The organism is Gilliamella sp. Fer1-1 (assembly GCF_001690825.1).
In the GTDB taxonomy this organism is placed as follows: Bacteria; Pseudomonadota; Gammaproteobacteria; order Enterobacterales; family Orbaceae; genus Gilliamella; species Gilliamella apicola_C.
In genome coordinates, this window is the sequence record NZ_LZGX01000025.1 from 1 (window position 1) to 25,773 (window position 25,773).

The 25,773-nt window shown below is 36.3% G+C and carries 24 protein-coding genes and 1 pseudogene; 17 read left to right on the top strand and 8 right to left on the bottom strand.

The window, feature by feature from the left end:
- Positions 1-201: 201 nt before the first annotated feature.
- The 4 genes and pseudogenes from A9G28_RS02745 to A9G28_RS02760 all read left to right on the top strand — a co-directional run bounded on the left by A9G28_RS02745 (position 202) and on the right by A9G28_RS02760 (position 2,700).
- Positions 202-468: a hypothetical protein gene (locus A9G28_RS02745; protein ID WP_065568307.1), complete on the top strand. Its 267-nt coding sequence runs from the start codon at positions 202-204 to the stop codon at positions 466-468.
- 100 nt (positions 469-568) lie between these two features.
- On the top strand, positions 569-1,591 hold the full coding sequence (locus A9G28_RS02750) for a hypothetical protein (protein WP_141674673.1): 1,023 nt from the start codon (positions 569-571) through the stop codon (positions 1,589-1,591).
- 13 nt (positions 1,592-1,604) lie between these two features.
- Positions 1,605-2,147: pseudogene (locus A9G28_RS02755) on the top strand (IS3 family transposase); the annotation flags it as partial.
- 25 nt (positions 2,148-2,172) lie between these two features.
- On the top strand, positions 2,173-2,700 hold the full coding sequence (locus A9G28_RS02760) for a hypothetical protein (protein ID WP_065579704.1): 528 nt from the start codon (positions 2,173-2,175) through the stop codon (positions 2,698-2,700).
- Positions 2,701-2,903: 203 nt separating this feature from the next.
- Here A9G28_RS02760 and A9G28_RS02765 read toward each other — a convergent pair whose 3' ends face one another.
- From A9G28_RS02765 to A9G28_RS02775, 3 genes are read right to left on the bottom strand one after another with little or no spacing between them, the layout of a single operon-like run.
- A complete protein-coding gene (locus tag A9G28_RS02765) occupies positions 2,904-4,061 on the bottom strand; it encodes an ABC transporter permease (RefSeq protein WP_218057312.1) in 1,158 nt (385 codons plus the stop codon).
- Positions 4,058-5,197 carry an HlyD family secretion protein gene (locus A9G28_RS02770; RefSeq protein ID WP_065579705.1) on the bottom strand — a complete coding sequence of 380 codons (1,140 nt, stop codon included), beginning with the start codon at positions 5,195-5,197 and terminating at the stop codon, positions 4,058-4,060. The genes A9G28_RS02765 and A9G28_RS02770 overlap by 4 nt, the downstream gene beginning before the upstream one ends.
- Before the next feature lie 58 nt (positions 5,198-5,255).
- Positions 5,256-5,753, bottom strand: a complete 498-nt coding sequence (locus A9G28_RS02775; protein ID WP_065568427.1) for a MarR family winged helix-turn-helix transcriptional regulator — start codon at positions 5,751-5,753, stop codon at positions 5,256-5,258.
- Between the two features lie 283 nt (positions 5,754-6,036).
- On the opposite strand from A9G28_RS02775, the gene nirB reads away from it, so the two are divergent.
- The 4 genes from nirB (at position 6,037) to cysG (ending at position 11,301) form a co-directional block, all read left to right on the top strand.
- Positions 6,037-8,559 carry a nitrite reductase large subunit NirB gene (gene nirB, locus A9G28_RS02780; RefSeq protein WP_065579706.1) on the top strand — a complete coding sequence of 841 codons (2,523 nt, stop codon included), beginning with the start codon at positions 6,037-6,039 and terminating at the stop codon, positions 8,557-8,559.
- Between the two features lies 1 nt (position 8,560).
- Complete coding sequence (nirD, locus tag A9G28_RS02785; protein ID WP_065568425.1) at positions 8,561-8,893, top strand: nitrite reductase small subunit NirD; 333 nt, start codon at positions 8,561-8,563, stop codon at positions 8,891-8,893.
- Positions 8,894-8,917: 24 nt separating this feature from the next.
- Positions 8,918-9,685, top strand: a complete 768-nt coding sequence (gene nirC / locus A9G28_RS02790; protein WP_065579707.1) for a nitrite transporter NirC — start codon at positions 8,918-8,920, stop codon at positions 9,683-9,685.
- Between the two features lie 230 nt (positions 9,686-9,915).
- Positions 9,916-11,301, top strand: a complete 1,386-nt coding sequence (gene cysG, locus A9G28_RS02795; protein ID WP_065568423.1) for a siroheme synthase CysG — start codon at positions 9,916-9,918, stop codon at positions 11,299-11,301.
- A 165-nt stretch (positions 11,302-11,466) separates the two neighbouring features.
- Here the strand turns inward: cysG and A9G28_RS02800 are convergent, their stop codons facing one another.
- The 3 genes from A9G28_RS02800 to narX form a co-directional block, all read right to left on the bottom strand.
- Positions 11,467-12,489 carry a DUF4272 domain-containing protein gene (locus A9G28_RS02800; RefSeq protein ID WP_065579708.1) on the bottom strand — a complete coding sequence of 341 codons (1,023 nt, stop codon included), beginning with the start codon at positions 12,487-12,489 and terminating at the stop codon, positions 11,467-11,469.
- Between the two features lie 259 nt (positions 12,490-12,748).
- On the bottom strand, positions 12,749-13,402 hold the full coding sequence (gene narL / locus A9G28_RS02805) for a two-component system response regulator NarL (RefSeq protein ID WP_065568421.1): 654 nt from the start codon (positions 13,400-13,402) through the stop codon (positions 12,749-12,751).
- Positions 13,403-13,405: 3 nt separating this feature from the next.
- On the bottom strand, positions 13,406-15,229 hold the full coding sequence (gene narX / locus A9G28_RS02810) for a nitrate/nitrite two-component system sensor histidine kinase NarX (RefSeq protein WP_065579709.1): 1,824 nt from the start codon (positions 15,227-15,229) through the stop codon (positions 13,406-13,408).
- Positions 15,230-15,445: 216 nt separating this feature from the next.
- Here narX and rplU point away from each other — a divergent pair, with 216 nt between their 5' ends.
- The 4 genes from rplU (at position 15,446) to cgtA (ending at position 18,250) form a co-directional block, all read left to right on the top strand.
- Positions 15,446-15,754, top strand: coding sequence for a 50S ribosomal protein L21 (gene rplU, locus A9G28_RS02815; RefSeq protein ID WP_034948580.1), 309 nt, complete (start codon positions 15,446-15,448; stop codon positions 15,752-15,754).
- Positions 15,755-15,769: 15 nt separating this feature from the next.
- On the top strand, positions 15,770-16,030 hold the full coding sequence (rpmA, locus tag A9G28_RS02820) for a 50S ribosomal protein L27 (RefSeq protein ID WP_034915250.1): 261 nt from the start codon (positions 15,770-15,772) through the stop codon (positions 16,028-16,030).
- A gap of 88 nt (positions 16,031-16,118) precedes the next feature.
- Entirely contained in the window at positions 16,119-17,084 is a 966-nt protein-coding gene (locus A9G28_RS02825) for a DMT family transporter (RefSeq protein WP_065579710.1), read from the top strand.
- Positions 17,084-18,250 (top strand): Obg family GTPase CgtA, encoded by a 1,167-nt coding sequence (gene cgtA, locus A9G28_RS02830; protein ID WP_065568418.1) that lies wholly within the window; start codon positions 17,084-17,086, stop codon positions 18,248-18,250. The genes A9G28_RS02825 and cgtA overlap by 1 nt, the downstream gene beginning before the upstream one ends.
- A 676-nt stretch (positions 18,251-18,926) precedes the next feature.
- Here the strand turns inward: cgtA and smrB are convergent.
- Positions 18,927-19,466 (bottom strand): endonuclease SmrB, encoded by a 540-nt coding sequence (gene smrB, locus A9G28_RS02835; RefSeq protein WP_065579711.1) that lies wholly within the window; start codon positions 19,464-19,466, stop codon positions 18,927-18,929.
- A 5-nt stretch (positions 19,467-19,471) separates the two neighbouring features.
- On the bottom strand, positions 19,472-20,110 hold the full coding sequence (nth, locus tag A9G28_RS02840) for an endonuclease III (RefSeq protein WP_065568416.1): 639 nt from the start codon (positions 20,108-20,110) through the stop codon (positions 19,472-19,474).
- 281 nt (positions 20,111-20,391) lie between these two features.
- On the opposite strand from nth, the gene putP reads away from it, so the two are divergent.
- The 5 genes from putP to ispG all read left to right on the top strand — a co-directional run bounded on the left by putP (position 20,392) and on the right by ispG (position 25,769).
- Positions 20,392-21,879 carry a sodium/proline symporter PutP gene (putP, locus tag A9G28_RS02845; RefSeq protein WP_176700682.1) on the top strand — a complete coding sequence of 496 codons (1,488 nt, stop codon included), beginning with the start codon at positions 20,392-20,394 and terminating at the stop codon, positions 21,877-21,879.
- Between the two features lie 52 nt (positions 21,880-21,931).
- Positions 21,932-23,203: a tyrosine--tRNA ligase gene (gene tyrS, locus A9G28_RS02850; protein WP_218057043.1), complete on the top strand. Its 1,272-nt coding sequence runs from the start codon at positions 21,932-21,934 to the stop codon at positions 23,201-23,203.
- A 4-nt stretch (positions 23,204-23,207) separates the two neighbouring features.
- Entirely contained in the window at positions 23,208-24,074 is an 867-nt protein-coding gene (gene pdxY / locus A9G28_RS02855; RefSeq protein WP_065568413.1) for a pyridoxal kinase PdxY, read from the top strand.
- A 59-nt stretch (positions 24,075-24,133) separates the two neighbouring features.
- Positions 24,134-24,574 carry a helix-turn-helix domain-containing protein gene (locus A9G28_RS02860; protein WP_065579712.1) on the top strand — a complete coding sequence of 147 codons (441 nt, stop codon included), beginning with the start codon at positions 24,134-24,136 and terminating at the stop codon, positions 24,572-24,574.
- Between the two features lie 85 nt (positions 24,575-24,659).
- A complete protein-coding gene (ispG, locus tag A9G28_RS02865; RefSeq protein WP_065568411.1) occupies positions 24,660-25,769 on the top strand; it encodes a flavodoxin-dependent (E)-4-hydroxy-3-methylbut-2-enyl-diphosphate synthase in 1,110 nt (369 codons plus the stop codon).
- Positions 25,770-25,773 lie beyond the last annotated feature (4 nt).

The following is a 25,773-nucleotide window of genomic DNA, read 5'->3' on the forward strand; positions in this document are numbered from 1 at the left end:
AATATCGAGCACAAGCGCTTGCCTTATTTGCCCTACAACAAAATAGTAATATCAAAATAACCTTTAATGACGGCAGAATCGATTATTTTCAAGAATTCTTACCCGATGATTTAAAACATCAACTAACTTAATAGATTAAAAATCATGATTGAATCATCGTTGCTTGATATGCAAAGCCAAATTCAAAAATGAAATTATAAAATGAATTTAAATGAAGAATTATTAGAACTATTAAGAGAAAATGCTAAAAAAGGTAAAGAGATTAATTTTTTAATAAAGTTAATCAAGGATAGAGTTGATTCTAGTGACTTTAATTCTTTTCTTGTAATAAATTACTTTATGCAAGCGTATCATTTATCTTTTTGTCAAATAAAAGAGTTACCAGGTGCTTTTTGTATGGGAGGAGGCGTATACTCTGATGAGGAAATCAATGCACTTATTTATCCACATATAAAGAAAAGTTTATAACAATCATATTGCCTTTTTGTAATTGGATACAGCAAAAATATAACCTATACTAAATCTTGAACACTAGGTGTTGATAATATAAAAAGATTAAGGTTCCCATATGATGAAAGTCAGAATAGAACTGAATCAACTAGAAAAGCGCAGTAATTACTACTTTTATAACGATACGCCATTTAATGGCGAAGCTTACGATCATCGAGATAATCAACTTTATCAGGTATACGAAATTACCGACGGTATTATTACAGGTAGTCGAGATTATGGTGTTTTTGAAGCCAATGGTATGATAAAGGTCGATTATGAATTGTTACATAGCGGTGACTTTGATTATGAAATGAACGACATCCGTTATTCTTATCAAGGAAAACCATTTACAGGTTTATGTTATCAATATAGTTTTGGTTTTGTACAAGTCGAACATTTGTGTATTGATGGTTGGTTTGTTAAAACTATCGGTTATTATCCCGATGGTACAGGCCGAATAAAAAGATACGAAGAAAAACAAATTGATATTACCGAAACAACTGGTGATAGAGAGTGGTTATTGGAGTGGGAAAATAATGTATGTAAAAGGATTGAATCTCGCTATTTAGATTATGCAGAAACAGATCATTCAGGTAATATAAAATTATATTTCAACGATCAAAAACAGATCAGCCGAGCAATTATTGAGGATGATTATGTTTATGTTTCCTTATTAGTACCTAGAGATGATTTAGGTCTTGATTTTAAAACCTTTGATGATTTATTGGCAAAACAGGATATTTTTGCCGATAACCTCTCTCTTTGGTCAATTGATGATTCATTATTTAACCAACTGTTAGATCGCGGGCTCTTAAATCAGATAACGCAGTTAGAGTTATTTCACACTAACGTTCAACCGTTAACGATAACAAAAATACAAAAGTTACACTCTTTACAGCAATTAAAAATATCAGAATGGAAAATTTATGAAACTGATAAGCCTTTATTCATTAAACAACAAAAACAACGCTTTTATGAGTTAGCCTCAGCACTCTTCTTATTGAAAGAAAGTTGCTCTATTGACGTCATTTTAGCGGATGACGATGAAAATATTTTCGAGAAATATTTACCCGATGACTTAAAACAACAGCTTACTTAACAGATTAAAATATCGTGCTAATACAGAACAAAGCAACGAATCAACAGTAAGTAATCAACTTAATCGTAAGTTTACCGTAGGCCAACAACGCAAAGTGTTAGTGGCTGATTTAACTTATGTGAGAGTAAAACAACAATGGCATTACCTTTGTATGATTATTGATGTAAGCAATCGAGAAATCGTGGGACGAAGTGCAGGAAAACATAAAAATGCTCAACTGGTTATGGATGCTATCAGCCAAATCCCTATTAACTTAAATTCAGTTGAGTTATTTCATTCAGATAGAGGAAAAGAATTTGATAATCATCTACTTGATGAATGTTTACAGGAGTTTGGCATTGAGCGTTCATTAAGCCATAAGGGATGCCCTTATGATAATGCTGTTGCTGAAGTAACATTTAAAGCGGTGAAAACTGAATTTGTGTCAAACACGATTTTTGATTCACTTGAACAACTCAGGTTACAATTTAACCACTATGTGGATTGGTTTAATTACAACAGGCTTCATTCGTCTTTAAATTACCAGTCACCCATTGAATATAAAATGAATCTATGACCTTATCTTTTTGGTACTAAAAAGTGTGGACATACCAAAGAAACGAGTTAATCAATTATGGACGACATCTTTATCTTCTTCTGCATTAAATATTTTAAAGGAGACATTTTTTGATATTAATGGTGAAATTATAATTGCGCCAAATAAGGTTTATCCATTAGATATTAATTTAGGTAAATTAGGCGAAAGCCATGCATGGCTTGCATTAGCACTGGCTGCTGATGGGGTAAATCAGGGACAAAAGGGGCAAATGATTGCTGCGCAAGGAAATAACGATATTTATATTATGCAATTATCGGATAGAACCGTCCAAAGTAACGAAGAAAATGACGAATTATTTATTTTCCCTATGGTTTATTTTTTTAGTCTTGTTTTTTGTCTGTATTCTATTATTGCTTTATTGGCCGTTCATTATATTGAATTGAAGGATATATTATCAATAATCGTTTTTAGTACTTTTTTATCGATGATTGTAGTTTGTATTTCTCTTTATTTTAAAATCCAAATTTATCAAGAGGAGTTTGATGAAATTTGGTGTGAATCTTTTAGATGATAACTTAAAGGTCGTTTGTATGCGGGGGAAGTGACGTTAGTTAGCTTCAGCTTTATAAAGTCATTGTTGTAATATTCTAAAAAAGAAGTGCCAACTATAAATTTACCCCTCGGTGAACATTCATCGAGGGGTAAAAATTGATGTGATGTGGTATCAATTTTTTACTGAAACGTAGATGTTATTTGAAACTTTTTGACAAAAAATTAGTTTTTTGCTGTCTTTTTTACTCGCTCAACAAACATCATCACAACAAAAGCAATAACCGTTAAATAGATGATAAAGATCCCATAGGTTGAAAGCATATCAATAAACGAGCGCCCACGCATAGCGCAGTCACGGAAAAATCGGAATAACCAAACTAATGGAAAGGCATGACTGGCATAATAGGCCCAAATAGGCATAATTCCGACCGCCATGGTTGAGCCGCCCATGATGAATCCCGGTGGCACTAAAAATATCATTCGGCTTGCCCCTTCACCAGGATGGTTAGTGTTCCAAGAAAGTAAAAATCCTAGCCAACCAAATGCGAGTCCTGTCATAAATACGCTAGGTACGAATGCAAAATAGTTACCATCAAAACGCAGTTGTCCAAAAATGACCAATATGGCGGTAATTAACGTTAGCGCGGTGGTGTAAAATAGGGCATAAGGCACGGTTCGCGCCAATAGTGGCAAAAATCCACGCTCGACAACGGTATTCCACATTCCTGTGCTTTTTAAGCGGCCGATAATCATTAACGATGTTAGTCCATAAGTCAGCGACGAGAAGAAGTAAACAAAATAAATAATTGTCGATATTGTTGATGAGCTCGCCGGGTTAAACATGTAGCGTGTTTTTAATTGCATTGGTGATAAAGTCGCTTCGGTTGCTTCTCTTCCTTGCCCTAATGCAGCAACTTTACCAACGCTTAATTCTACCCCTAGCTCAGGAATGATTTCGTTAAGACTTTGCATGACTTTAGCGTTTTGTGCATCATTCGTATCATCAACAAAGTAACCTAATTTAACCGTTTGATCGCCTTTCTTTAATGACTTTTCCAGCCCTTTGGGAATATATAGCACCCCTAAATTACGATCGTGTGAAACTAAGGTAATTGGATTTATTGGTGAGTGAATGACCTCAGATATTTCAATAAAAGGCGAGGTATTCACTTTGCTGATTAGTTCAGTGGAATAATTCGAACTATCTAAATCAATAACCGCAATTTTTCCTTCAAAAACAGAGCCATGGCTCAATACCATTGAAAAAATAAGCGACACGATAGCGGCTAAGCCCAAACACACTTTATAATAAGGGATGAAGTGGCCTGATAGCATCGCATCAAGCTCTTCAAGCATAGATTTAATGATGTTTTGCATCATTGATTAACCTCAAGTGTCATTCCAGTTAATAATTTAGGAATGGATTCTATATAAATTCTGACTTGGTAAGATGTTAAATCGGCTTGGCCGCGTTCGCGAGTCATGCGTAAATCAGCAAACGAAGGCGCCGCGGTTGCAAAACGTACGGTGCCTTTTACTGTTTTGTCGAGTGCAATAACGTTCGCTTTTACCTGAGTACCTGGCTGATAATCATTAACCATTTTTTCGTTAACATAAATATCAACATATTTGCGATCAGTTTCTAACAATACCGCAGGTGCACCAGCCGGCACCATTTCACCATCTTCAAACATCAGCTTTAGTACTTTGCCATCCTCTGGTGCAACCAATGTAAGGCGGTTGTAATTGACTTTGAGCTGTTTTAAATCGGTTTCCGCTTGTGCTAATTGAGCTCGGATCTGAGCAAGTTGATTTTGACGATTTTGCAATTTTTGTTTAGCAATTGTGATTGATTGCAATGTCATACCGGTTGCATTTCGGGTTTGTTCAAATTGCGTCATTTGTTCAGGGGTTGCGCCAATCATTAATGTTGACAATTGGCTTTCAATCTGGACAACTTGCATTTTTGTGCTGATGTAGGCATTGCGCGCCGCGTCGAGCTGCGATTGTGAAGATCCACCTGCTTTTCTTAATTGAGTATGGCGTTGAAATTCAGTATTAGCCAAATCTCGAGCTGATTTGGCTGCCTCTAAGCCTGCTTTGACTTCTTCTATTTTGCGCCATGTTGATAGTTCATTAAGATTGATTTCGTTTTCAGTGATTTCGATTGCTGCTTGTTCTTGATTGACCGCAGCGGTTTGGCTATCGACCAATGCTTGTAAGCGATCGATAGATAACTGGGTATCAATATCTTCAAGTTGCATTAAAGGATCGCCTTTTTTTACGAATTGTGATTCTTGAACAAATCGTTTTATGACCTTCCCACCAACATTTTGGAATGCAATATTGATTTCATCAGCAGTTAATACCCCTGATTTGATACTTTTTGCCACAGTGACGGCATCGTTTCTGGAACCAAGACAAATTAGTATTGAGCCAAAAAGAAGTAGCAATAAAAAGATAACAGGGATTTTAATGTTTTTAGGTAAATTATTGAAGTTTAATTTATTTTTCATTTATTTAGTCAGCTAAGTATATGGTTAAAATATTACGATTATTAATAAATACTAGCAATTATTTCCGCAATAATTTGCGCAACATTGCAATTAAAGATTCTTGCTCTTGTGGATTTAAGACTTGAGCAAAAGCGCGAATCGATTTTAAGTGATCAGGTAATGCTTTTTGAATAAGATTCACTCCCGTCGTGGTGAGCGTGATGAGTCGGGAGCGGCCATCTTGTCCACTTTTCGTCATTGATATTAAAGGATCTTGGGTAGCTAACATTCGTTTTACCATTACCGAAACGGTTGCCGGTGTAACGCCGACTCTTAATGCGAGCTCGCTAGCACAAGTTTCTCCTTCACTATACAAGGACATTAACAACGCAAATTTTCCTTCAGATACATCATAATCTTTTGCCAGTTGCGCATAAATATTTGAGCGAATTAAATCGGCGGTAGTGATTAAACTAAGGACAAGATCGACACCGGAAACCTCAATGGTTTCATCAGTAAATCTTTGCGCTTTTGCTAAAGTTTCGCGTGAAGGAAGTTTTCTTGAATTGTAATTCAATTATCATTACTCAATTTATTTAGTCGGCTAATTATATAAAGTTAATTATAATTGGCAACTTTTTTAACTATTTTTTATGGGTTGGTTATGGGAGTTGAGTCGATATTGTTTTATAACTAATTGTCATTGTTGCTTATTTTCAAATAAACTTTTTTTAAAATAGCCTTATCTTTACCACTAAAGTAGTAATCCTTGAGAGTAGTTATATTCTGTACAAAGTTTCATACAATGTGAGCAAAATAAAAATTAAATGATTAAATTAAAATAAATTTGGAGTTGTTGTATGAGTAAAACCAACCTCGTTATCATTGGTAATGGAATGGTTGGGCATCGTTTTGTTGAAGAGTTAATTGATAAAATGTCGCCTAATCAATTTAATATTACTATTTTTTGTGAAGAGCCTCGCCTTGCCTATGATCGCGTTCATCTTTCCTCTTATTTTTCCGGTCATACTGCTGAAGCACTTTCTTTAGTTCGTGAAGGGCTATATGAAGAAAATGGCATTAACATATTACTTAATGAACGCGCTATTTTAATCAATCGTCAGCGTAAAGAAGTTCATTCACAGACGGGGCGAATTGTTAGTTATGATAAATTGATCATTGCAACAGGATCTTATGCATGGGTTCCACCGATTAAAGGCGCTAATGGTTTAAATTGTTTTGTTTACCGAACCATTGAAGACCTTGATGCTATTGCTGAATGTGCTAGCCACTGTAAAACGGGGGCGGTTGTTGGTGGTGGCTTGTTGGGGCTTGAAGCTGCCGGTGCATTAAAAAACTTGGGAATACAAACACATGTCGTTGAATTCGCACCAGTATTAATGGCAGAGCAACTTGATGTAATGGGAGGCGAGCAGTTACGCCGAAAAATTGAAAGTATGGGCGTTAGCGTTCACACTAGCAAAAATACCCAAGAAATTATTCACACACCATCGGGTAAAATTATGCAATTTGCTGATGGCACATCACTTGAAATTGATTTTATTGTTTTCTCAACAGGTATTCGCCCGAATGATCAGCTTGCCAAAGCATGTCAGCTTGAAATTGGCCAACGTGGTGGCATTGTGGTTAATGACTATTGCCAAACTTCTGATCCTGATATTTACGCTATTGGTGAATGTGCTTGTTGGCAAGGCAGAGTATTTGGTTTAGTTGCACCAGGATATAAAATGGCGCAGGTTGCCTTGGCGCATTTAATGGGTGAGCAAAATCCATTTGAAGGCGCAGATATGAGCGCTAAATTAAAATTAATGGGAGTAGATGTCGGCAGTATTGGTGATGCTAAAGCGAAAACAATCGGTAGCCGTAGCTATGTTTATTTAGATGAAACGGTTCCTATTTATAAAAAATTAGTTGTCTCTCAAGATAATAACAAGTTATTGGGCGCAGTGCTTGTTGGTGATACTTCAGACTATAGTAATTTATTACAATTAATGCTTAATGATATGGATCTGCCAGAGCACCCCGATACTTTGATATTGCCTGCTCATGCAGGAGCAAAACCTACGATGGGCGTTGAAGCGCTTCCTGATTCGGCCCAAATTTGTTCTTGTTTTGATGTAACGAAAGAAAAAATTGTTAATGCAATTAATGCAGGTTGCCATACCGTTGCAGCAATAAAAGCCGAAACAAAAGCGGGCACAGGGTGTGGGGGGTGTATTCCCTTAGTGACCCAAATCCTTAATATGGAATTAGCTAAACAAGGGATCGAGGTTAGTCACGCATTATGTGAGCATTTTAAATATTCTCGTCAGGAGTTATACCATTTAATTCGTGTTGAGGGTTTAACGTCATTTGATCAAGTGATTAAAAAACATGGTCAGGGCTATGGTTGTGAGGTTTGTAAACCTACCGTTGGATCGTTATTAGCCTCAAGTTGGAATGATTATATTCTTAAAGATGATTTAATCCCTTTGCAAGATAGTAATGATATTTTCTTGGGAAATATTCAAAAAAATGGTACTTATTCGGTGATTCCGCGTAGCGCCGGTGGTGAAATTACGCCAGAAGGGTTAATTGCTGTTGGTCAAATAGCTAAAAAATATCACCTCTATTCTAAAATTACTGGTTCACAACGTATTGGCTTATTTGGTGCGCAAAAAGATGATCTTCCAGCTATTTGGAAGGAGCTTATTGATGCCGGTTTTGAAAGTGGTTATGCATATGCTAAAGCATTAAGAATGGCAAAAACTTGTGTTGGTAGCACATGGTGCCGATATGGTGTGGGTGATAGTGTGGGTTTTGGCGTTGAGTTAGAACATCGCTATAAAGGTATTCGGGCACCGCATAAATTTAAGTTAGGTGTATCAGGTTGTACGCGTGAATGTGCCGAAGCCCAAGGTAAAGATATTGGTGTGATTGCTACAGAGAAAGGGTGGAATCTTTACGTTTGTGGTAATGGTGGTATGAAGCCTCGCCATGCTGATTTACTTGCGGCTGATCTAGATAAAAATACGCTAATTCAATACATTGACCGTTTTCTTATGTTCTATATTCGTACCGCTGATAAGTTACAACGTACATCCGTCTGGCTTGAAAATCTAGACGGGGGTATTGATTATTTGCGTAGTGTTATTGTTGACGATAAGTTAGGGATTAATGCTGAACTAGAAAGCGAAATGGCGCGCTTACGTAAATTAATGGTGTGTGAGTGGAAAAAGACGGTTGAAAATCCTGAAAATCAAGTTCGATTTGCTCACTTTATTAATAGTAATCAGCGTGATGAAAATGTGCAAATTGTAGCGGAGCGCGATCAGCATCGACCTGCTACAGCAGAAGAACGTAAAATAATGTTAGGGGAATAGTATGAGTCAATGGATAACGGTTTGTAAGCTTGATGATATTTTGCCAGGCACCGGAGTTTGTGCGCTTGTTGGTCATGATCACGTTGCTATTTTTCGTCCATATAATAATGCTGATCTTTATGCGATTAGTAATATTGATCCTTTTGCTAAGGCAAGTGTGTTATCGCGAGGCATTATTGGACAGCATGAAAATGAGCTATATGTTGCCAGCCCACTAAAAAAACAGCGTTTTCGTTTAAAAGACGGTTATTGTTTGGATGATGAACAATATTCTATCGCCTATTATCAAGTGAATGTTAATGATGATGGTACTGTGCAGGTTAAATCAAATTAAATATCTTTTTAAGAGGGTAAAAATATGTATACAGAGACAATCAATAAATGTGCTGCTAATGCAGCGCGTATTGTTCGCTTGGCAAAAACCAATCCATTCGGTTTTTGGGTAAGTTCAGCCATGGCGGGTGCTTATGTAGGTTTTGGTATTATTTTAATTTTTACTTTGGGTAATTTGGTTGAAACTTCAATAAGACCTTTAGTTATGGGGGCGACATTTGGGATCGCATTAACGTTAGTGGTAATTGCTGGATCAGAATTATTTACTGGGCATACCATGTTTTTAACGCTTGGGGTGAAATGCAAAAAAATTACACACACGCAGATGTGGTTAGTATTGCCACAAACATGGCTGGGAAATTTAGTTGGTTCAATTTTTGTTGCGGCACTGTATTTTTATGCGGCAACGCCTTTATTATCTACCGATACTAGCCTTGTGCATACTGCGGCTTTAGCAAAAACATCGGCCGCGGCTTGCCCATTATTTTTTAGAGGTGTGTTATGTAACTGGCTAGTTTGTTTAGCAATTTGGATGGCTAATCGTGTTGAAGGGTCTGCAAAATTTATTGCAATTTGGTGGTGCTTGTTAGCATTTATCGCTTGTGGTTATGAGCACTCAATCGCCAATATGACGCTTTTTTCGCTTTCTTGGTTTGGTAACCATAGTGATGCTTACACGCTAACTGGAATTGGTCATAATCTATTATGGGTATCATTAGGAAATATTGTTTCTGGTGCGTTATTTATGGGGCTCGGATACTGGTATTCAACGCCTAGAGCTGAGCGACCTTAAGTACTGCTGAATAAAAAGTTGGTTATTCAACTCATTAGCTTAAATCGGAGGGGCGATATAGCGAATTTCCCCTCTTTCAATAAAGAATGTTTAATGAGCATTGTGTTTGGCGTTGATTGTTACAAGTCATACAAAATAGCAAGGTAGTTAAACACAGAATAATGCATAGAGTGCTATTGTTAGATTGATTATCAGTAAATTGTTAAAAAGATGTTTTATTTTGAGGTGTTATGGATTATTTCCCCTTATTTTGTAAGTTAGAAAACCGTGATTGTTTGTTAGTCGGTGGTGGTGAAGTTGCTGAACGTAAAGCGCGGCTATTACTTGAAGCGGGCGCACGTCTTACGGTTAATTCTCAATCGTTTAATGAGCAATTTATGTGTTGGCATGAACAACAGCAACTTACCCTAGTTCAAGGGGAATTTAATGCACAATTACTTGATAATAAGTGGCTGGTTATTGCTGCCACAGATTGCCAAGATATTAACCAAAAAGTGAGCCTTGAGGCTGAAAAACGGTGTGTTTTTTGTAATGTGGTTGATTCTCCTAAGGAGGCTAGTTTTATTATGCCTTCAATTATCGATCGCTCGCCTATTATGGTAGCCGTGTCTTCAGAGGGGCATGCTCCTGTTTTGGCTAGATTATTGCGTGAGAAATTAGAATCTATTTTGCCCGAACATTTAGGAAAACTGGCTAAATATTCAGGTTATTTGCGCAATAAAGTTAAAAAAACCTATCAAACAATCACTGAGCGCCGTCGTTTTTGGGAAAGGTTGTTTTCTCATGACAGGTTGGCTCAAGCAATTGCAAATAATGATTCTGAGCGTGTTGAGAAGCTCACTAATGAGTTATTTGATGCCTCGCTTGATTCTCGAGGTGAGGTTGTGTTAGTCGGAGCGGGTCCTGGTGATGCTGGGTTATTGACTTTAAAAGGATTACAACAGATCCAGCAGGCAGATATTATTGTCTATGATAGATTAGTCTCAGATGAAATTATGAATCTTGCTCGCCGAGATGCTAAACGTATTTTTGTTGGTAAACGAGCCGGATTTCATTGTGTGCCTCAAGAACAAATCAATCAAATTCTTTTACAGCAAGCTAAAAAAGGTAAGCGTGTTGTGCGTTTAAAAGGTGGCGATCCGTTTATTTTTGGTCGAGGTGGTGAAGAGTTAGAAACATTATTTAACGCTGATATTCCTTTTTCGGTCGTGCCAGGCATTACGGCAGCGTCGGGGTGTTCTGCTTATAGTGGCATTCCATTAACGCATCGAAGTTACGCGCATAGTGTACGGTTAATTACAGGGCATTTGAAAGATGGTAGCCACCTTGATTGGCAAAGTTTAGCAGCCGAAAAACAAACACTGGTTTTTTATATGGGTTTATCTCAAGCTGCAAACATCGAAAAACAGTTAATTAAGCATGGTATGGATGCAAATACGCCAGTTGCCATTGTAGAAGAAGGTACAACAACGAAGCAAAAAGTTATATCGGGTTTGTTATGTCATTTAACGCAACTATCATTACAAGCTTGTAGTCCGAGTTTAATTATTATTGGCCCGGTTGTGGCATTACGTGAAAAACTGAGTTGGTTTTCTGATAGTAATGGGAACAGCTAAATTAGTTTTAGTTGTGCGCAATGCTACGATTGTATTTTTTCGTTACTTATAAAAGGTTCAGTTATTCACTTTAAAAAATGGCTAATGAGATGAATCATTAGCCAATGAATAAAGTATCTACTAATTTAATACGGCATGGTGCCTGCTAAATAATAAGACAAAATATTAGGTCGGTGTATCGACATCATCCCAATCCGCATTTTCAAAGCAAGTTAACCAATTTAATGCATAATGGCGCTCTTGAATAACGTCACTTATTATTGAAGCGGGTGGTTGCTTATCTTTCATTTGATAATCTGTGGTTATCCAATGTAAGCGGTAATGTAAATCTAAAGCATCTAACAATTCACTAACTGGTCTTAAGGTTACTGTAGAATTATCTTGCTCACAGTGTTGCATCCCTTCGTCAACTAACGATGAAACATTACAGATGGTATCAGCAAAAGGGAGCTCAGATTGCCACTTGATTGCCCATTGTAAAGGTAATAGTGCCTCATATTTCCAAGACATATCTATTACATCTTGCTCTGTTGGTTGCTCGCTATAAATAAAGTCACGTTCATTATTTGATAAAGCCGCAAACCCCGTTGGGCAACGTTCTTTAAATTCCATCGGATTAATCGGATCATTTTCTCGAAAACTTTCGGCTTGAATACCTGTTAACATTATCGCCAAAGCACGTGCAGCGACTTCTTCTGGTGTTCTAAGTATGACTTCTGATTCAGCAATAACCGGTGGTAAATGTGTCGGTGCATGTAATCCTAATTTAGCTAAATACTGCTCCGTTTTTGCTTTGCGCTTTAATGCTTCTGGTGGGTAAGGCATAGCTGCATCTAAATCAATATCCCCATCAGGATCTTGTAAGACGTCGCCATCAGGATTTTGGATCGTACCATCTGGCATAAATATAATGGCATTTACCTGCCACCCCCAAGTAGTAAATTCATTGAAATTATCTTCTTCAATCTCAAAGGTCCATTGGTGTTTAACTCGTTGGATATGGCGATACAAAGCATAACGACGTGAATTCATCTGCCCATCGCCTGCTTGCATGACATAACCGATAAAACCATCAAGGTGTTTCATCAATTCAGGATCATCTAATCCACGATGACATAAACGTTCACAAGGGAAATCAATGGCTGGTGGGTGAGTGACTGTCGAATAAGCATTAATCAATATTGGCATTTCAAATATTCCTATTGTAGATTTTGTGTGTATGGCTATAAATAGCAGCTATTTATTTGCACAATTCTATTATAAGTTATCATATCTTTCTAGTTTTCAATGCTTTGTTTGATTTTTGTGATGTTTGTTATTTTGTTAAATGAATAATGTTATTTACTAATTCGCCGAACAGGAAGTTTTTATGTTATAAATTGTTTTACTCTATTAAACAAAGATAACGTATAACGATTTATCTATTTTTATTTTTCAATGGATAAGATTATTCCTTACTTTGTAGATACCATACGGTCATTTCCATTCGTGATTTAAAATTAAGTTTTTTGAATATGCTTTTGATGTGTACTTTTACAGTACTTTCTACGATACCTAGCTCTTTTGCAATTAATTTATTCGGCAGGCCTTGAACTAATAAATTAAAAATTTCATTTTCTCTTGGTGTCAACAGGCTTACATCGTGAGTTTGATTAGTAAGCTGTTCTTCACCATGACGCATGTAATTGAGGATAATATGTGAAATCGCATCATCCATAATTAGCTTTCCAAGCGAGATTTCTTTGAGTGATTTTAGAAAATCCTCTGGTTCCATATCTTTTAATAAATACCCATCAGCACCTGTTTTTAGTGCCGTGATAATATCTTCTTTTGCGTCCGATACGGTGAACATAATAATGCGACTTGCGATGTTTTTCTCCCGTAAATAGCGCAATATTTCTAGCCCATTGACATCTTGCATATTGATATCGAGCAGAATAATATCAGGATCGAGCTCTTGGGCTAATTTAACCCCTTCGATACCTGAGCCAGCTTCTCCCACAATTTCAAAATGGTTTACTGTGTTTATTAATTGTTTCACGCCATTTCTTAACATTGGGTGATCATCAATAAGAAGAATTGAACTATTTATTTGTTCCATTTTTTACTCATCTATTTTTTTTAATGGAATGGTTTTGTTTGCTTTAAATGCTACCATAATTTGTGTTCCTACATGAGGTTTGCTGTTGATTGATAAATTGCCATTTAGTATTTCAACCCTATCACGCATAATAATTAGTCCATAACGATTATCCTGTTTAATATTGTTTTGTAAACCAATACCATTATCTTCAATACAAACAGAAACAATTTGATCATCATTCATTTTTAAATTGACAGCGACTTGTGTGGCTTTTGCATGTTTGTATATATTATTTAGCCCTTCTCGAATAATCTGTAATAAATGAAATGCATATTTACTATTAATAATATTAAGTGGTAATTGGTATTCAAATTGAATATTGAATTGTAATTTTTGGTTAAACTCTTCAATGAGTTCGATTAAACTTGCATAAAAGCCTGTGCGATTGAGACGTAAACGGAAAGAGGTAATAAGTTCTCTTAATTGTGAATAGGTAAGATTGATCTCTTTACGCATGGTTGCCAATAAATCAATACTGCTTTGCGATGTGAGATCTGATTGCATTTGTAAGCAACTAAGGTGTATTTTTAAACAAGAAAGTGATTGTGCTATCGAATCATGCAGTTCTCTGGCCATAGCAGAGCGTTCTTTCATTAATAAATATTGTTTCTGTTGTTCTATTTTTCTCTCTAGCTTCATTGCTGTAGTCATTTGCTCAATGAGCCCCATAATTAAGCTTTCTTGCTCATCGGTTAATATTAATCCCGTTGGTTGCAAAGCAAATAATATCCCATATTTTTCTCCGTTTTCTTGAAGATACCAATGGCGTTGAAGGTTTTTTTCGGAACCATGCTTGGACGAGATTAAACATGCATTGCATTTAGGGCTTTGGCAATAAGGTAATTTTTGCTCGTTATCGTAACTGGCTTGTTGATAATGCTCAGGATCATCGGATTCATAAAAGCGAATTTGAAAGTGAGTTAATGGCACTAACTCTTCTAATTGACGTAGGATTTTTAAAAAACGGGCACATAATGGCTCTGAAGTATGTAGTTGCTTCGTTGCTTGGTATTGAAATGAAACGATTTTATTGGTTTGTTGTAGCCTGGCTGTTTTTTCAGCAACTTGTTGTTCTAGCAATAAATATTGTGATTCGATCTGCTCTGACATCCGATTAAAAGCCAGCCCTAGTAAATCAAACTCATTTTTTGGGGTTCTAATATTAAAACGTTCTTTAAAATTGTGATTTGTAATAGCTTCAGCCATATCTAGTAGCTTTTGCCATGGTGCAAGCAGGTAATAACGCAAGTAATAAATTTGAACAATTAAAAAACAGACAATAATGGCAATAAATAATTGTTGTAATTGAGAAATATAGTAAATTTTACTTTCGGTTTTTTGATCAATCTTATGCACCAAATGGTTGATACGAGTCACATAGTTTTCAATGTCAGTTTTTATCTCATTCAATTTTTTTGCTTGCTGTATTTTAATGGCAATGTGAGTATTCCAATCAAGTTGTAATTGATTAAATTCATTCATTAAGTCATAACGTTGTAAAAGCATTAAATGCGGTTGTGATGAAGCAATATCACTAAATATATTTAAACGGACATAGTCTTTTTCGTTCAGTGGAATCATAGTAAGCAATTGGTAGTTTTTCATTCTCAGTAGCCCCAATTGATTTACCATGTATGCGCCACCTTTGGCATCGTTGGCTACCTGAATTGAAAACGATAATGCGACTAAAGCAATCATCCCTAAAAAAAACAATAATAGCGTTAAACGGTTAATAATTGATGCGGTGTGGCCAATTTTTCTTTTCGGTGTATAAGCACTCATCATTATTTTATAATTTGTTTTGGGTAACTAATAATTTATGATTATTGTAGCTTGAAAAAAGTGTACCGCTGATCTTTTTTGTAACTTTTTGCGATCTTTTGGTAAACAGCGCTTGCAACAAGCATAAATTTTGCGTAAAATTCACGCCCTATAAGATTAATCAATGCAGACATATATGTTTAATCAAGTAATCGTCTGCTTTTTATTGCGGAGTTAAGTATGTACGCAGTTTTCCAAAGTGGTGGTAAGCAACACCGAGTTAGCGAAGGGCAAGTCGTTCGCTTGGAAAAAATTGAAGTCGAAACAGGTTCAGAAGTTGTTTTCGATAAAGTTTTAATGGTAGCAAATGGTGAAGACATCAAAGTTGGTGCTCCGTTTGTTGAAGGTGCAACAATTAAAGCAGAAATTGTTGAGCACGGTCGTGGTGACAAAGTGAAAATTGTTAAATTCCGTCGTCGTAAACACTATCGTAAACAACAAGGTCACCGTCAGTGGTTCACTGATGTGAAGATCACTGCAATCGCTTAATAGGAGTATCGCACAATGGCACATAAGAAGGCTGGTGGTTCATCACGTAATGGTCGTGATTCCCAAAGTAAACGTTTAGGTGTTAAACGTTATGGTAGTCAAGAAGTTCTTGCGGGTAATATTTTAGTTCGTCAACGCGGAACTCAATTTCATCCAGGTACCAATGTAGGTTGTGGTCGCGATCATACTCTATTTGCCTTAATTGATGGGCAAGTAAAATTTGAAGTTAAAGGACCTAAAAACCGTCGTTATGTTAGCGTAGTTGCAAATAGCTAACTTAATAGCGGGTCAAAAGTTATAAAAGCCTCACAGTTATTGTGGGGCTTTTTTCTTTTCTTTAAACGCATATAAAATCGATAGCGATATGATAAAACAGCAAAATGTTAAATTAGGTTTTGCACTTGCCATGTTAACTGCGGTGATGTGGGGTATTGTGCCAGTTGCAATGAAATATGCACTAGTGGTTGTTGATCCCTTGACATTAGCCTGGTCTAGGTTAGCTATTTCAGCGCTTGGGATTACCATTTGGTTGGCTTACAAAAAGCAATTTCCTAGTTTAATGATGTTTAAAAAACGCCGTCGCTTTATTTTATTGATAATTGCTGGATTTGGATTGCTGGGTAATTTTGCTTTATTTGCTAGTGCAGTTCAATACCTTTCAGCCACAACAGCCCAAGTTGTTGGGCAAACTGGCATTGTGATATTTATGGTGTCAAGCGCTTTAATTTTTAAAGAGCGACTAAGACCAACTCAGATCATTGGTATTTTAGTCTTACTAATTGGGTTAGGGCTATTTTTTAATAAAAATATTGCAGATCTGTTTTCTAATATGTCTTCGTATGGTATAGGGGTTTGGCTTGGTTTACTTGCTTCGGTCTCATGGGCTTGCTATGCACTTGCTCAAAAGGTGTTATTACGTAAATTACGTGCAGAACAGCTACTTTGGTTAATTTACCTTATTTGTACCGTGTTTTTAATGCCATTTACTTCACCAAGCAGGATTGCAAATGCTGATGCAACGCAACTTTTTGCAATTATATTTTGTGGTTTAAATACTATCATTGCATATGGTGCGTTAGTGATGGCAATGGAGCGGTGGCAAGCGGCACAAGTTAGTGCTATAACAACCCTAACGCCATTATTTGCACTTGTCTTTTCAGATCTGTTTGCATTAATTTGGCCTGAAAAGTTTGCTATGCAATATTTAAATATTTTAGGTTATATTGGCGCAGTGTCTGTTGTTGCGGGCGCAATGTTTGCGACCATTGGGCATTATATTTGGCATCCAAGAAAAGGCTGGCTAATTAACCGCAATAAAGGGGAAGAATAATGAAATTTGTAGATGAAGCTTCAATTCGAGTCGAAGCTGGAGATGGTGGAAATGGTTGTGTTGGTTTTCGCCGAGAAAAATATATACCTAAAGGTGGCCCTGACGGTGGTGATGGTGGTGATGGTGGTGATGTATTTTTTATTGCTGATGAGAATTTGAATACACTTGTTGATTTTCAGTTTGAAAAAAATTACCGTGCTGAACGTGGTCAAAATGGGCAAGGTTCTGATTGTACCGGTAAACGAGGTCGAGATATCACTGTTAAAGTGCCTGTAGGAACGCGAATTACGGATAAATATACTGGTGAAGTTATTGGCGATTTAACGCATCACCAACAAAAAGTATTGGTTGCTAAAGGTGGCTTTCATGGCCTAGGAAATGCACGTTTTAAATCATCAGTAAATCGTGCGCCAAGGCAAAAAACGGACGGTACGCCAGGCGAAAAACGCGATGTGTTATTAGAGTTATTATTACTTGCTGATGTGGGGATGTTAGGCTTACCTAATGCGGGTAAATCAACGTTTATTCGTGCTGTTTCAGCAGCCAAGCCAAAGGTAGCGGATTACCCATTTACAACATTAGTACCTAGCTTGGGTGTGGTTAGAATGGATAACGAACAGAGTTTTGTTGTTGCTGACATTCCCGGATTGATAGAAGGTGCATCTGATGGAGCAGGGCTTGGTATTCGTTTCTTAAAACATCTTGAACGTTGCCGAGTGTTAGTACATTTAATTGATATCGCACCAATTGATGGCTCTGATCCGATCGAGAATGCAAAAGTCATTATCCAAGAACTACATCAGTATAGTGAAAAACTAGCTAATAAACCGCGTTGGTTAGTGTTTAATAAAATGGATGTATTAGGTGCTGAAGAGGGGGCTGAGAGAGCGGCTGAAATTGCTAAGGCACTTGGTTGGCAAGATAAATATTATACTATTTCTGCAATTAACCACGAAGGTGTAAAGGCTTTATGCTGGGATTTAATGGAATATATTAATGCACATCCACGTGAAACCGAGCAGGCAGAATCATCGCCAGAAAAAGTGGAGTTTATGTGGGATGATTATCATCAACAAGTAATGGATGAAGCTTTTGATGATGATGAAGAATTTGAGGATTGGGACGAAAGCGATGAAGAGGGTGTTGAGTTTATTTATCAAAAATAATAAGGATGATTGTCTTAATCTAAAATAATTTATTCATTGCGTGAAATCGTATTATAAAAGCAGAAGGGAAAGCTTCTGCTTTATTTTTTTGTATTGAGCAACTGTAAATTTATTATTTATAAAATAAGAGAATAATAAATTTATTGCTATGTAACTAGAAGTAGTCAAAAAAACGCTTGATTTTAATAATGATAATCATTATCATTATCATTAATTCGTACTTTGTTAGAGCGTAGAAAGGCTTCTGGAAAGTATGACATTGCTCACATTGCTTCCAATGTTTGCCAGCTTAATTAAGCTGGCTTTTTTATTTTACAGATAGCAGTTTAGTGGTAATCAACCCAATATTAAAATTAGTTTTCTTTTCTAATTTATTGCTAAATAATTTTGGGTATTGCACTTTAACATTTTTCCTAACCTCTCTATACCTATTTATCTCTATCATATGATTTTTTTGTTTTTCCATTATGTTGAATATTTAGTCATCCATTTTATACGGATATTTTTTGCTATGAAAAATGAGTGTAACAAAGATATATTTTATGCGACAACGTCAATATTTTGTTCGACAACAATGATTGCTTTGTTAGCTATATGTTGTGAGTCGTATAACAATAAATATTATGAAATAATATGATTGAATATTTTTGAATATATCGATGAGATATATGTTATTTTAAATATTTGTTAATTCATTAATATCAAATAAAATCAATAATGCAGCACTACCACCAAACTCTTTGGGGGCTTGATGAAAACAGATAATACGTGGATGTTGTGCAAGCCACAGTGGTGTTTGTTTTTTTAGTATATTTTTACCATGACCATACATAATACACGCACAATGCGCTCTTTCTCTTAAACATGCAGCGATAAGGGCTGCAATTTCTTTTTTAGCTTCTTGTTGAGTAAGCCCGTGCAAGTCTAAAAAGAATTCTGGATTATAAAATCCACGGCGCAATTTTTTTACTTCGTAAGGATCAGCATTTTCTCTGCTATAGCGGATAGGATCTTCTTGCAATAATGGTTGGTAATTATCGGAAAAGTAAAATTCAGCATGATCTTTTTCATGTTGTAATTTTTTTGTTTCTACCGTTTTTTGTGAGCGTTTTATCGGTTTATGAATAACGGTATCTTGCTTAATCTTTTTGATATTACCAATACTGTTTTTAAATAAGTCGATATCTTCATGATCTAATTTAAATTTATTTAGCATGATTCTCACTCTGGGTAAATTTTTTCTTTAAATTCGCATAAATCTTCAATCACACAAGAACCGCACCGAGGCTTACGCGCAATACAGGTATAACGGCCATGCAAAATTAGCCAATGGTGGCAATTGATTTTGTACTCTTTAGGTACAACTTTCAGCAATTTTTCTTCAACAGCCTCAACTGTTTTTCCAGGTGCAAAACCAGTGCGGTTGCTGACTCGAAATATATGAGTATCAACGGCAATAGTTGGCCAGCCAAAGGCTGTATTTAAGACAACGTTAGCCGTTTTTCGTCCAACGCCAGGCAGTTCAATAAGCGAATTAAAATCTTCTGGCACTTCGCCTTGATATTTATTAACTAAAATTTGGCATGTTTTTATAATATTCTCAGCCTTACTATTATATAGCCCAATAGTGCGGATATAACTTTTTAATTTATCAATACCAAGCGCCAAAATTTGCTCAGCAGTATTGGCAACAGCAAACAAGGGTTTAGTGGCTTTGTTTACACTCACATCAGTTGCTTGTGCTGAAAGCACAACGGCGATTAGTAGCTCAAAAGGTGTTTGATAAATTAGCTCTGTTGTTGGATCTTTAATATGATCCTTTAGTCTTTCTAAAATTTGGATTCGGGTTAATTGTTTCACGAAATAATGATATTAAAAGTTATTTAGACATATTATATACTTTTATTTATTGTTTATCTGTAGGTCATTGTTAGTTTTTCTAGAGTTATAAACAATAAAATTGGTAGTGTACTAATTGATAGTGTACGAAATTACAGATTGTGAGTTGAATTTATTTGAAAAATTATATCGGTTTTATTTATTTGCGTATTTACATTCATCATCACTGTCTTTTTAGCATGCTGATTTTATGGTAAGCTAGCCGACTCTTTTTAATTTCATCAAATAAGGTTTTTTTTAATATGTCCTTACCCATGATTGTTACCTTTGCTGTGTACATTTTAGGAATGATTGCGATTGGCTATTTTGCGTTTCGATCAACGCAGAATTTTGGTGACTATATTTTAGGTGGGCGTCGTATTGGTAGTGTTGTGACTGCGCTTTCGGCGGGTGCATCTGATATGAGTGGCTGGTTGCTGATGGGGTTACCAGGTGCGGTTTTTTTGTTTGGTATTTCTCAAAGTTGGATTGCCATTGGACTTATCATTGGCGCATACCTCAATTGGTTATTGATTGCTGGGCGATTGCGTGTTTTTACTGAAGTCAATCATAACTCTTTAACATTACCTGATTATTTTGCGCGGCGATTTGATGATAAAAGTTCTTTGCTTCGCATTATTTCAGCTTTGATTATTCTTATCTTTTTTACCATTTATTGTGCTTCGGGTGTGGTTGCTGGAGCAAAGTTATTTGAAAGTACATTTGGTATGAGTTACGGCTGGGCTATGTTAGCTGGTGCTGGTGCAACAATTATCTATACCTTTATTGGTGGTTTTTTAGCAGTAAGTTGGACAGATACCATTCAGGCTAGTTTGATGATGTTCGCCCTTATCTTAACGCCAATTATGGTTATGGTAAATGCAGGTGGTTTTTCTGATGCAATGGTATATATTGAATCACTTAACCCTGATTATACCAATTTATTGGCTCATATGGATTTTATTTCTGTTATTTCCTTATTAGGTTGGGGGCTTGGTTATTTTGGTCAACCTCATATTTTAGCTAGGTTTATGGCGGCTGATTCTCATGAAGTTATGAGAAACGCGCGTAGAATTAGTATGACTTGGATGGTTTTATGCTTAGGTGGTGCAATTACCGTTGGCTTTTTTGGTATTGCCTTTTTTGCTCATCATCCAGATTTAGCTTATTTGATTAATAATGGTAAACATGAACGTATTTTTATTGAGCTATCTAAGTTGCTTTTTAATCCTTGGATTGCTGGTATTTTGCTAGCGGCTATTTTAGCGGCAGTAATGAGTACATTAAGTTGCCAATTGCTGGTTTGTTCAAGTGCACTAACAGAAGATTTTTATCGTGCATTTTTTAGACCGAAAGCAAAACAAAAAGAACTTGTTTGGGTTGGTCGTATTATGGTGTTGTTAGTTTCAGTTATTGCTATTTTATTAGCCATTAATCCAAATAATAGCGTACTTGATTTAGTGAGTCACGCTTGGGCTGGATTTGGTGCGGCATTTGGACCTATAATCATATTTTCTGTTTTTTGGTCTCGTATGACTCGTAATGGTGCTCTAGCTGGAATGATAACAGGTGCTGTAACGGTATTGCTATGGATTAATTTTAATTGGTTTAATCTTTATTCACTTATTCCTGGGTTTGTTTTTTCTTCTATAGCAATTATTATTGTTAGTCTTATTGATAAAAAACCTAACAATATAGTGGAAGATCATTTCAAACAAGCGTATAAACGTTATCATAACAAAACAGAATAACATTTTATTTAAACTAGAATATAAACGTAATAAATTTAATAGGTAAAATATCATGACAAAAAATGTGATCAAACAACTACAGGAACGTGGGCTGATTGCTCAACTTACCGATGAAAAAGCGCTAGTAGAACAAATTGAGCAAAATTCAATTGCGCTTTATTGTGGTTTTGATCCAACTGCAGATAGTTTACACCTCGGCCATTTAGTCCCATTACTTTGTTTAAAACGATTTCAGTTAGCAGGCCATAAGCCTGTAGCTTTAGTCGGTGGGGCAACAGGATTAATTGGTGATCCAAGTTTTAAAGCGGTTGAACGTAAACTTAATACTGAAGAAACAGTGGTTGAATGGAGTGAAAAAATTAAACAGCAAGTTTCTCCATTTCTTGATTTTAATTGTGGTGAAAATGCAGCCATTGTTGCCAATAACTATGATTGGTTTAGTGGTATGAATGTACTGACCTTTTTACGTGACATTGGCAAGTACTTCTCGGTTAATGCGATGATCAATAAAGAATCAGTTAAACAACGTATTGATCGCGATGAGGCGGGGATCTCATTTACTGAATTTTCTTATAGTTTATTACAATCTTATGATTTTGCTTGTTTGAATAAATCGCATGATGTTGTTTTACAAATTGGTGGTTCTGATCAGTGGGGTAATATTACTGCTGGTATCGATTTAACCCGTCGCTTACATCAAAAACAGGTTTATGGTTTGACTGTACCGCTAATCACTAAATCAGATGGTACCAAATTTGGTAAAACAGAAAGTGGTGCAGTATGGTTAGATCCGAAAAAGACAAGCCCTTATAAATTCTATCAGTTCTGGATCAATACGGCAGATGCTGATGTGTATCGATTCTTAAAATTCTTTACATTTATGCCATTAAGTGAAATTGATGCATTGGAAGAAGAAGATAAAAATAGCGGTGTTGCGCCAAGAGCTCAATATGTGCTTGCTGAACAAGTTACGCGCCTTGTTCATGGTGAAGAGGGTCTGGTTGCGGCAAAACGTATTACAGACAGTTTATTTTCTGGTAAATTAGCTGACCTATCAGAAGCTGATTTTGAACAATTAGCTCAAGACGGTATGCCAACGCTAGCCGTTGATTCGGAAGTTGATTTACAACAAGCGATCGTTAATGCACAGTTTGCTCCTTCAAGAGGGCAGGCAAGAACGATGATTGAATCTAATGCTATTTCTATTAATGGTGAACGTAATACAACAACAGATTACCGTTTTGCTGATAGCGATAAGCTCTTTAATCGTTATACTTTACTTCGTCGTGGTAAAAAATATTACTGCTTGTTAATTTGGAGCTAATTTCATGAAAAATATTTTATCGATTCAGTCTCATGTGGTATTTGGTCATGCTGGAAATAGTGCAGCTGAGTTTCCTATTCGTCGATTAGGTGTCAATGTTTGGCCTTTAAACACCGTACAATTTTCTAATCATACTCAATATCGCCAATGGACTGGAACGGTAATGTCGGCGTCTCATTTAACCGAGATTGCCGATGGGATCAATGAGATTGATGAATTAAAACGTTGTAATGCTGTGTTAAGTGGTTATATGGGCTCGCCAGAGCAAGGTAATGCCATTATTGAAATAGTTAAAAAAGTAAAAGCTGTCAACCCTGATGCCATCTATCTTTGCGATCCTGTAATGGGACATCCAGAAAAAGGATGCTTTGTTGCTCCTGGGGTATCTGAATTTTTATGCAATACAGCACTGCCTATGGCAGATATGATGGCACCCAATATCTTAGAACTTGAAGAGCTAAATGGCAAACAACGGATTAATAATGTTGACGAAGCAATTTTAGCTTGTCGTGAGCTATGCAAAAAAGGACCTAAAGCTATTTTAGTTAAACATTTAAGCAGAGCTGGCTATAAAAATGATCGTTTTGAAATGTTGCTTGTAACTAAAGACGAAGCATGGCATATTGATCGTCCATTAGTTGATTTTGGCGTAAGGCAACCAGTTGGTGTTGGCGATATGACTAGCGGGTTATTTTTAGCTAATATTTTACTGGGGAAATCATTGGTTGAAGCCTTAGAACATACTACTTCAGCTGTCTATGCTGTTATGCTTGAAACGTTAAGACAAGATGAGTATGAGTTACAATTAGTGGCAGCACAACATGAAATTGAAAAACCAACACAATGGTTTAATGCAAAAAAAATTGATTAGTTGTAGAATATGTAAAGAAGGTGTTTTACAGCGGTTAGTATTAAGTTTATGAGGGGATAATGGACAATATTTCACTAGGAGTGATGCTCACTGATTTACGAGAACAAATGGGATTAACTCAAGATGATATTGCCAATAAAATTCATGTGCGGAAAACGGTAGTTGCTGATATCGAAAAAGACCAATTGCCTCACGCCCCTCTTGTTTTTGTAAAAGGTTATATTCGATCTTATGCCGATATTGTCGGTTTACCTGTTGATCAGTATCAACCTTATATTGATGAGTTAACCCAACAATCTCAATCTCAGCAAAAGAAATACCAAACGCAAGCATTTATAACTAAAAAGCCAGGAAAGCTCCCCTTTATTTTTATTGCCTTATTTATTCTTTTTTGTGCTCTCGGTATAACGTTATATTATGTGAATAAAGAAAGTAAAAATAACCTTATTGAAGTAAGCCATTATATTTCACCATCCCCATCTACTCGTGTTAATAGTTAGCAAATTTTCTTATTCTCATACAGACATTTGTCTTAAATCTTGTTAAGATTGCTGGCTAGTTATTTTGTAATATAGTTAAGAGTGTATGAGCCATCAAGATTCGCCAATTTTTAGACGAGAATCTACCCGAATTTATGTCGGTAATGTCCCTATTGGTTGCGGAGCGCCAATTGCGGTTCAATCGATGACAAATACTCGCACCACTGATGTAGAAAAAACCGTAGCCCAAATTCAAGCGCTTGAGCGTGTTGGTGTGGATATTGTGCGCGTTTCCATTCCAACGATGGATGCAGCAGAGGCATTTAAATTTATTAAACAACAATCCAAAGTTCCGCTCATTGCTGATATTCATTTTGATTATCGTATTGCTTTAAAAGTGGCGGAATATGGTGTTGATTGTTTGAGAATTAACCCTGGTAATATTGGTAATGAGTCAAGAATTAGGGCTGTTGTTGATTGTGCCAAAGATAAAAATATTCCTATACGCATTGGTGTTAATTCGGGTTCGCTGGAAAAAGATATTCAAGAGAAATATGGGGAACCAACACCAAAAGCGATAGTTGAGTCAGCAATGCGCCATGTTGATATACTTGATAGGTTTAATTTTGATCAGTTTAAAGTGAGTGTAAAAGCTTCAGATGTATTTACTGCAGTGGATGCTTATCGATTGTTAGCGAAGCAAATTAAGCAACCATTACATTTAGGTATAACTGAAGCCGGTGGCGTGCGTAGTGGTGCTATTAAATCGGCGATTGGATTAGGGTTATTGTTATCAGAAGGCATCGGCGATACGCTCCGAGTATCTTTAGCCGCAGATCCTGTTGAGGAAGTTAAAGTTGGTTTTGATATATTAAAATCACTGCGTATACGGTCTCGGGGTATTAATTTTATTGCATGCCCAACCTGTTCTCGCCAAGAGTTTGATGTGATTAATACAGTCAATATACTAGAACAGCGATTGGAAGACATTATTACACCAATGGATGTATCTATTATTGGTTGTGTGGTCAATGGTCCAGGGGAAGCATTAGCTTCAACTATGGGAGTTGCTGGCGGTCATAACAAAAGTGGTTTTTATGAAGATGGTGTGCGTATTGGCCGTATCAATAATGAACAGATGATTGATGAATTAGAAGCTAAAATTCGTGCTAAAGCATCCATGTTGAAAAATAGAATTGCAGCAACTGAATTATAATTTT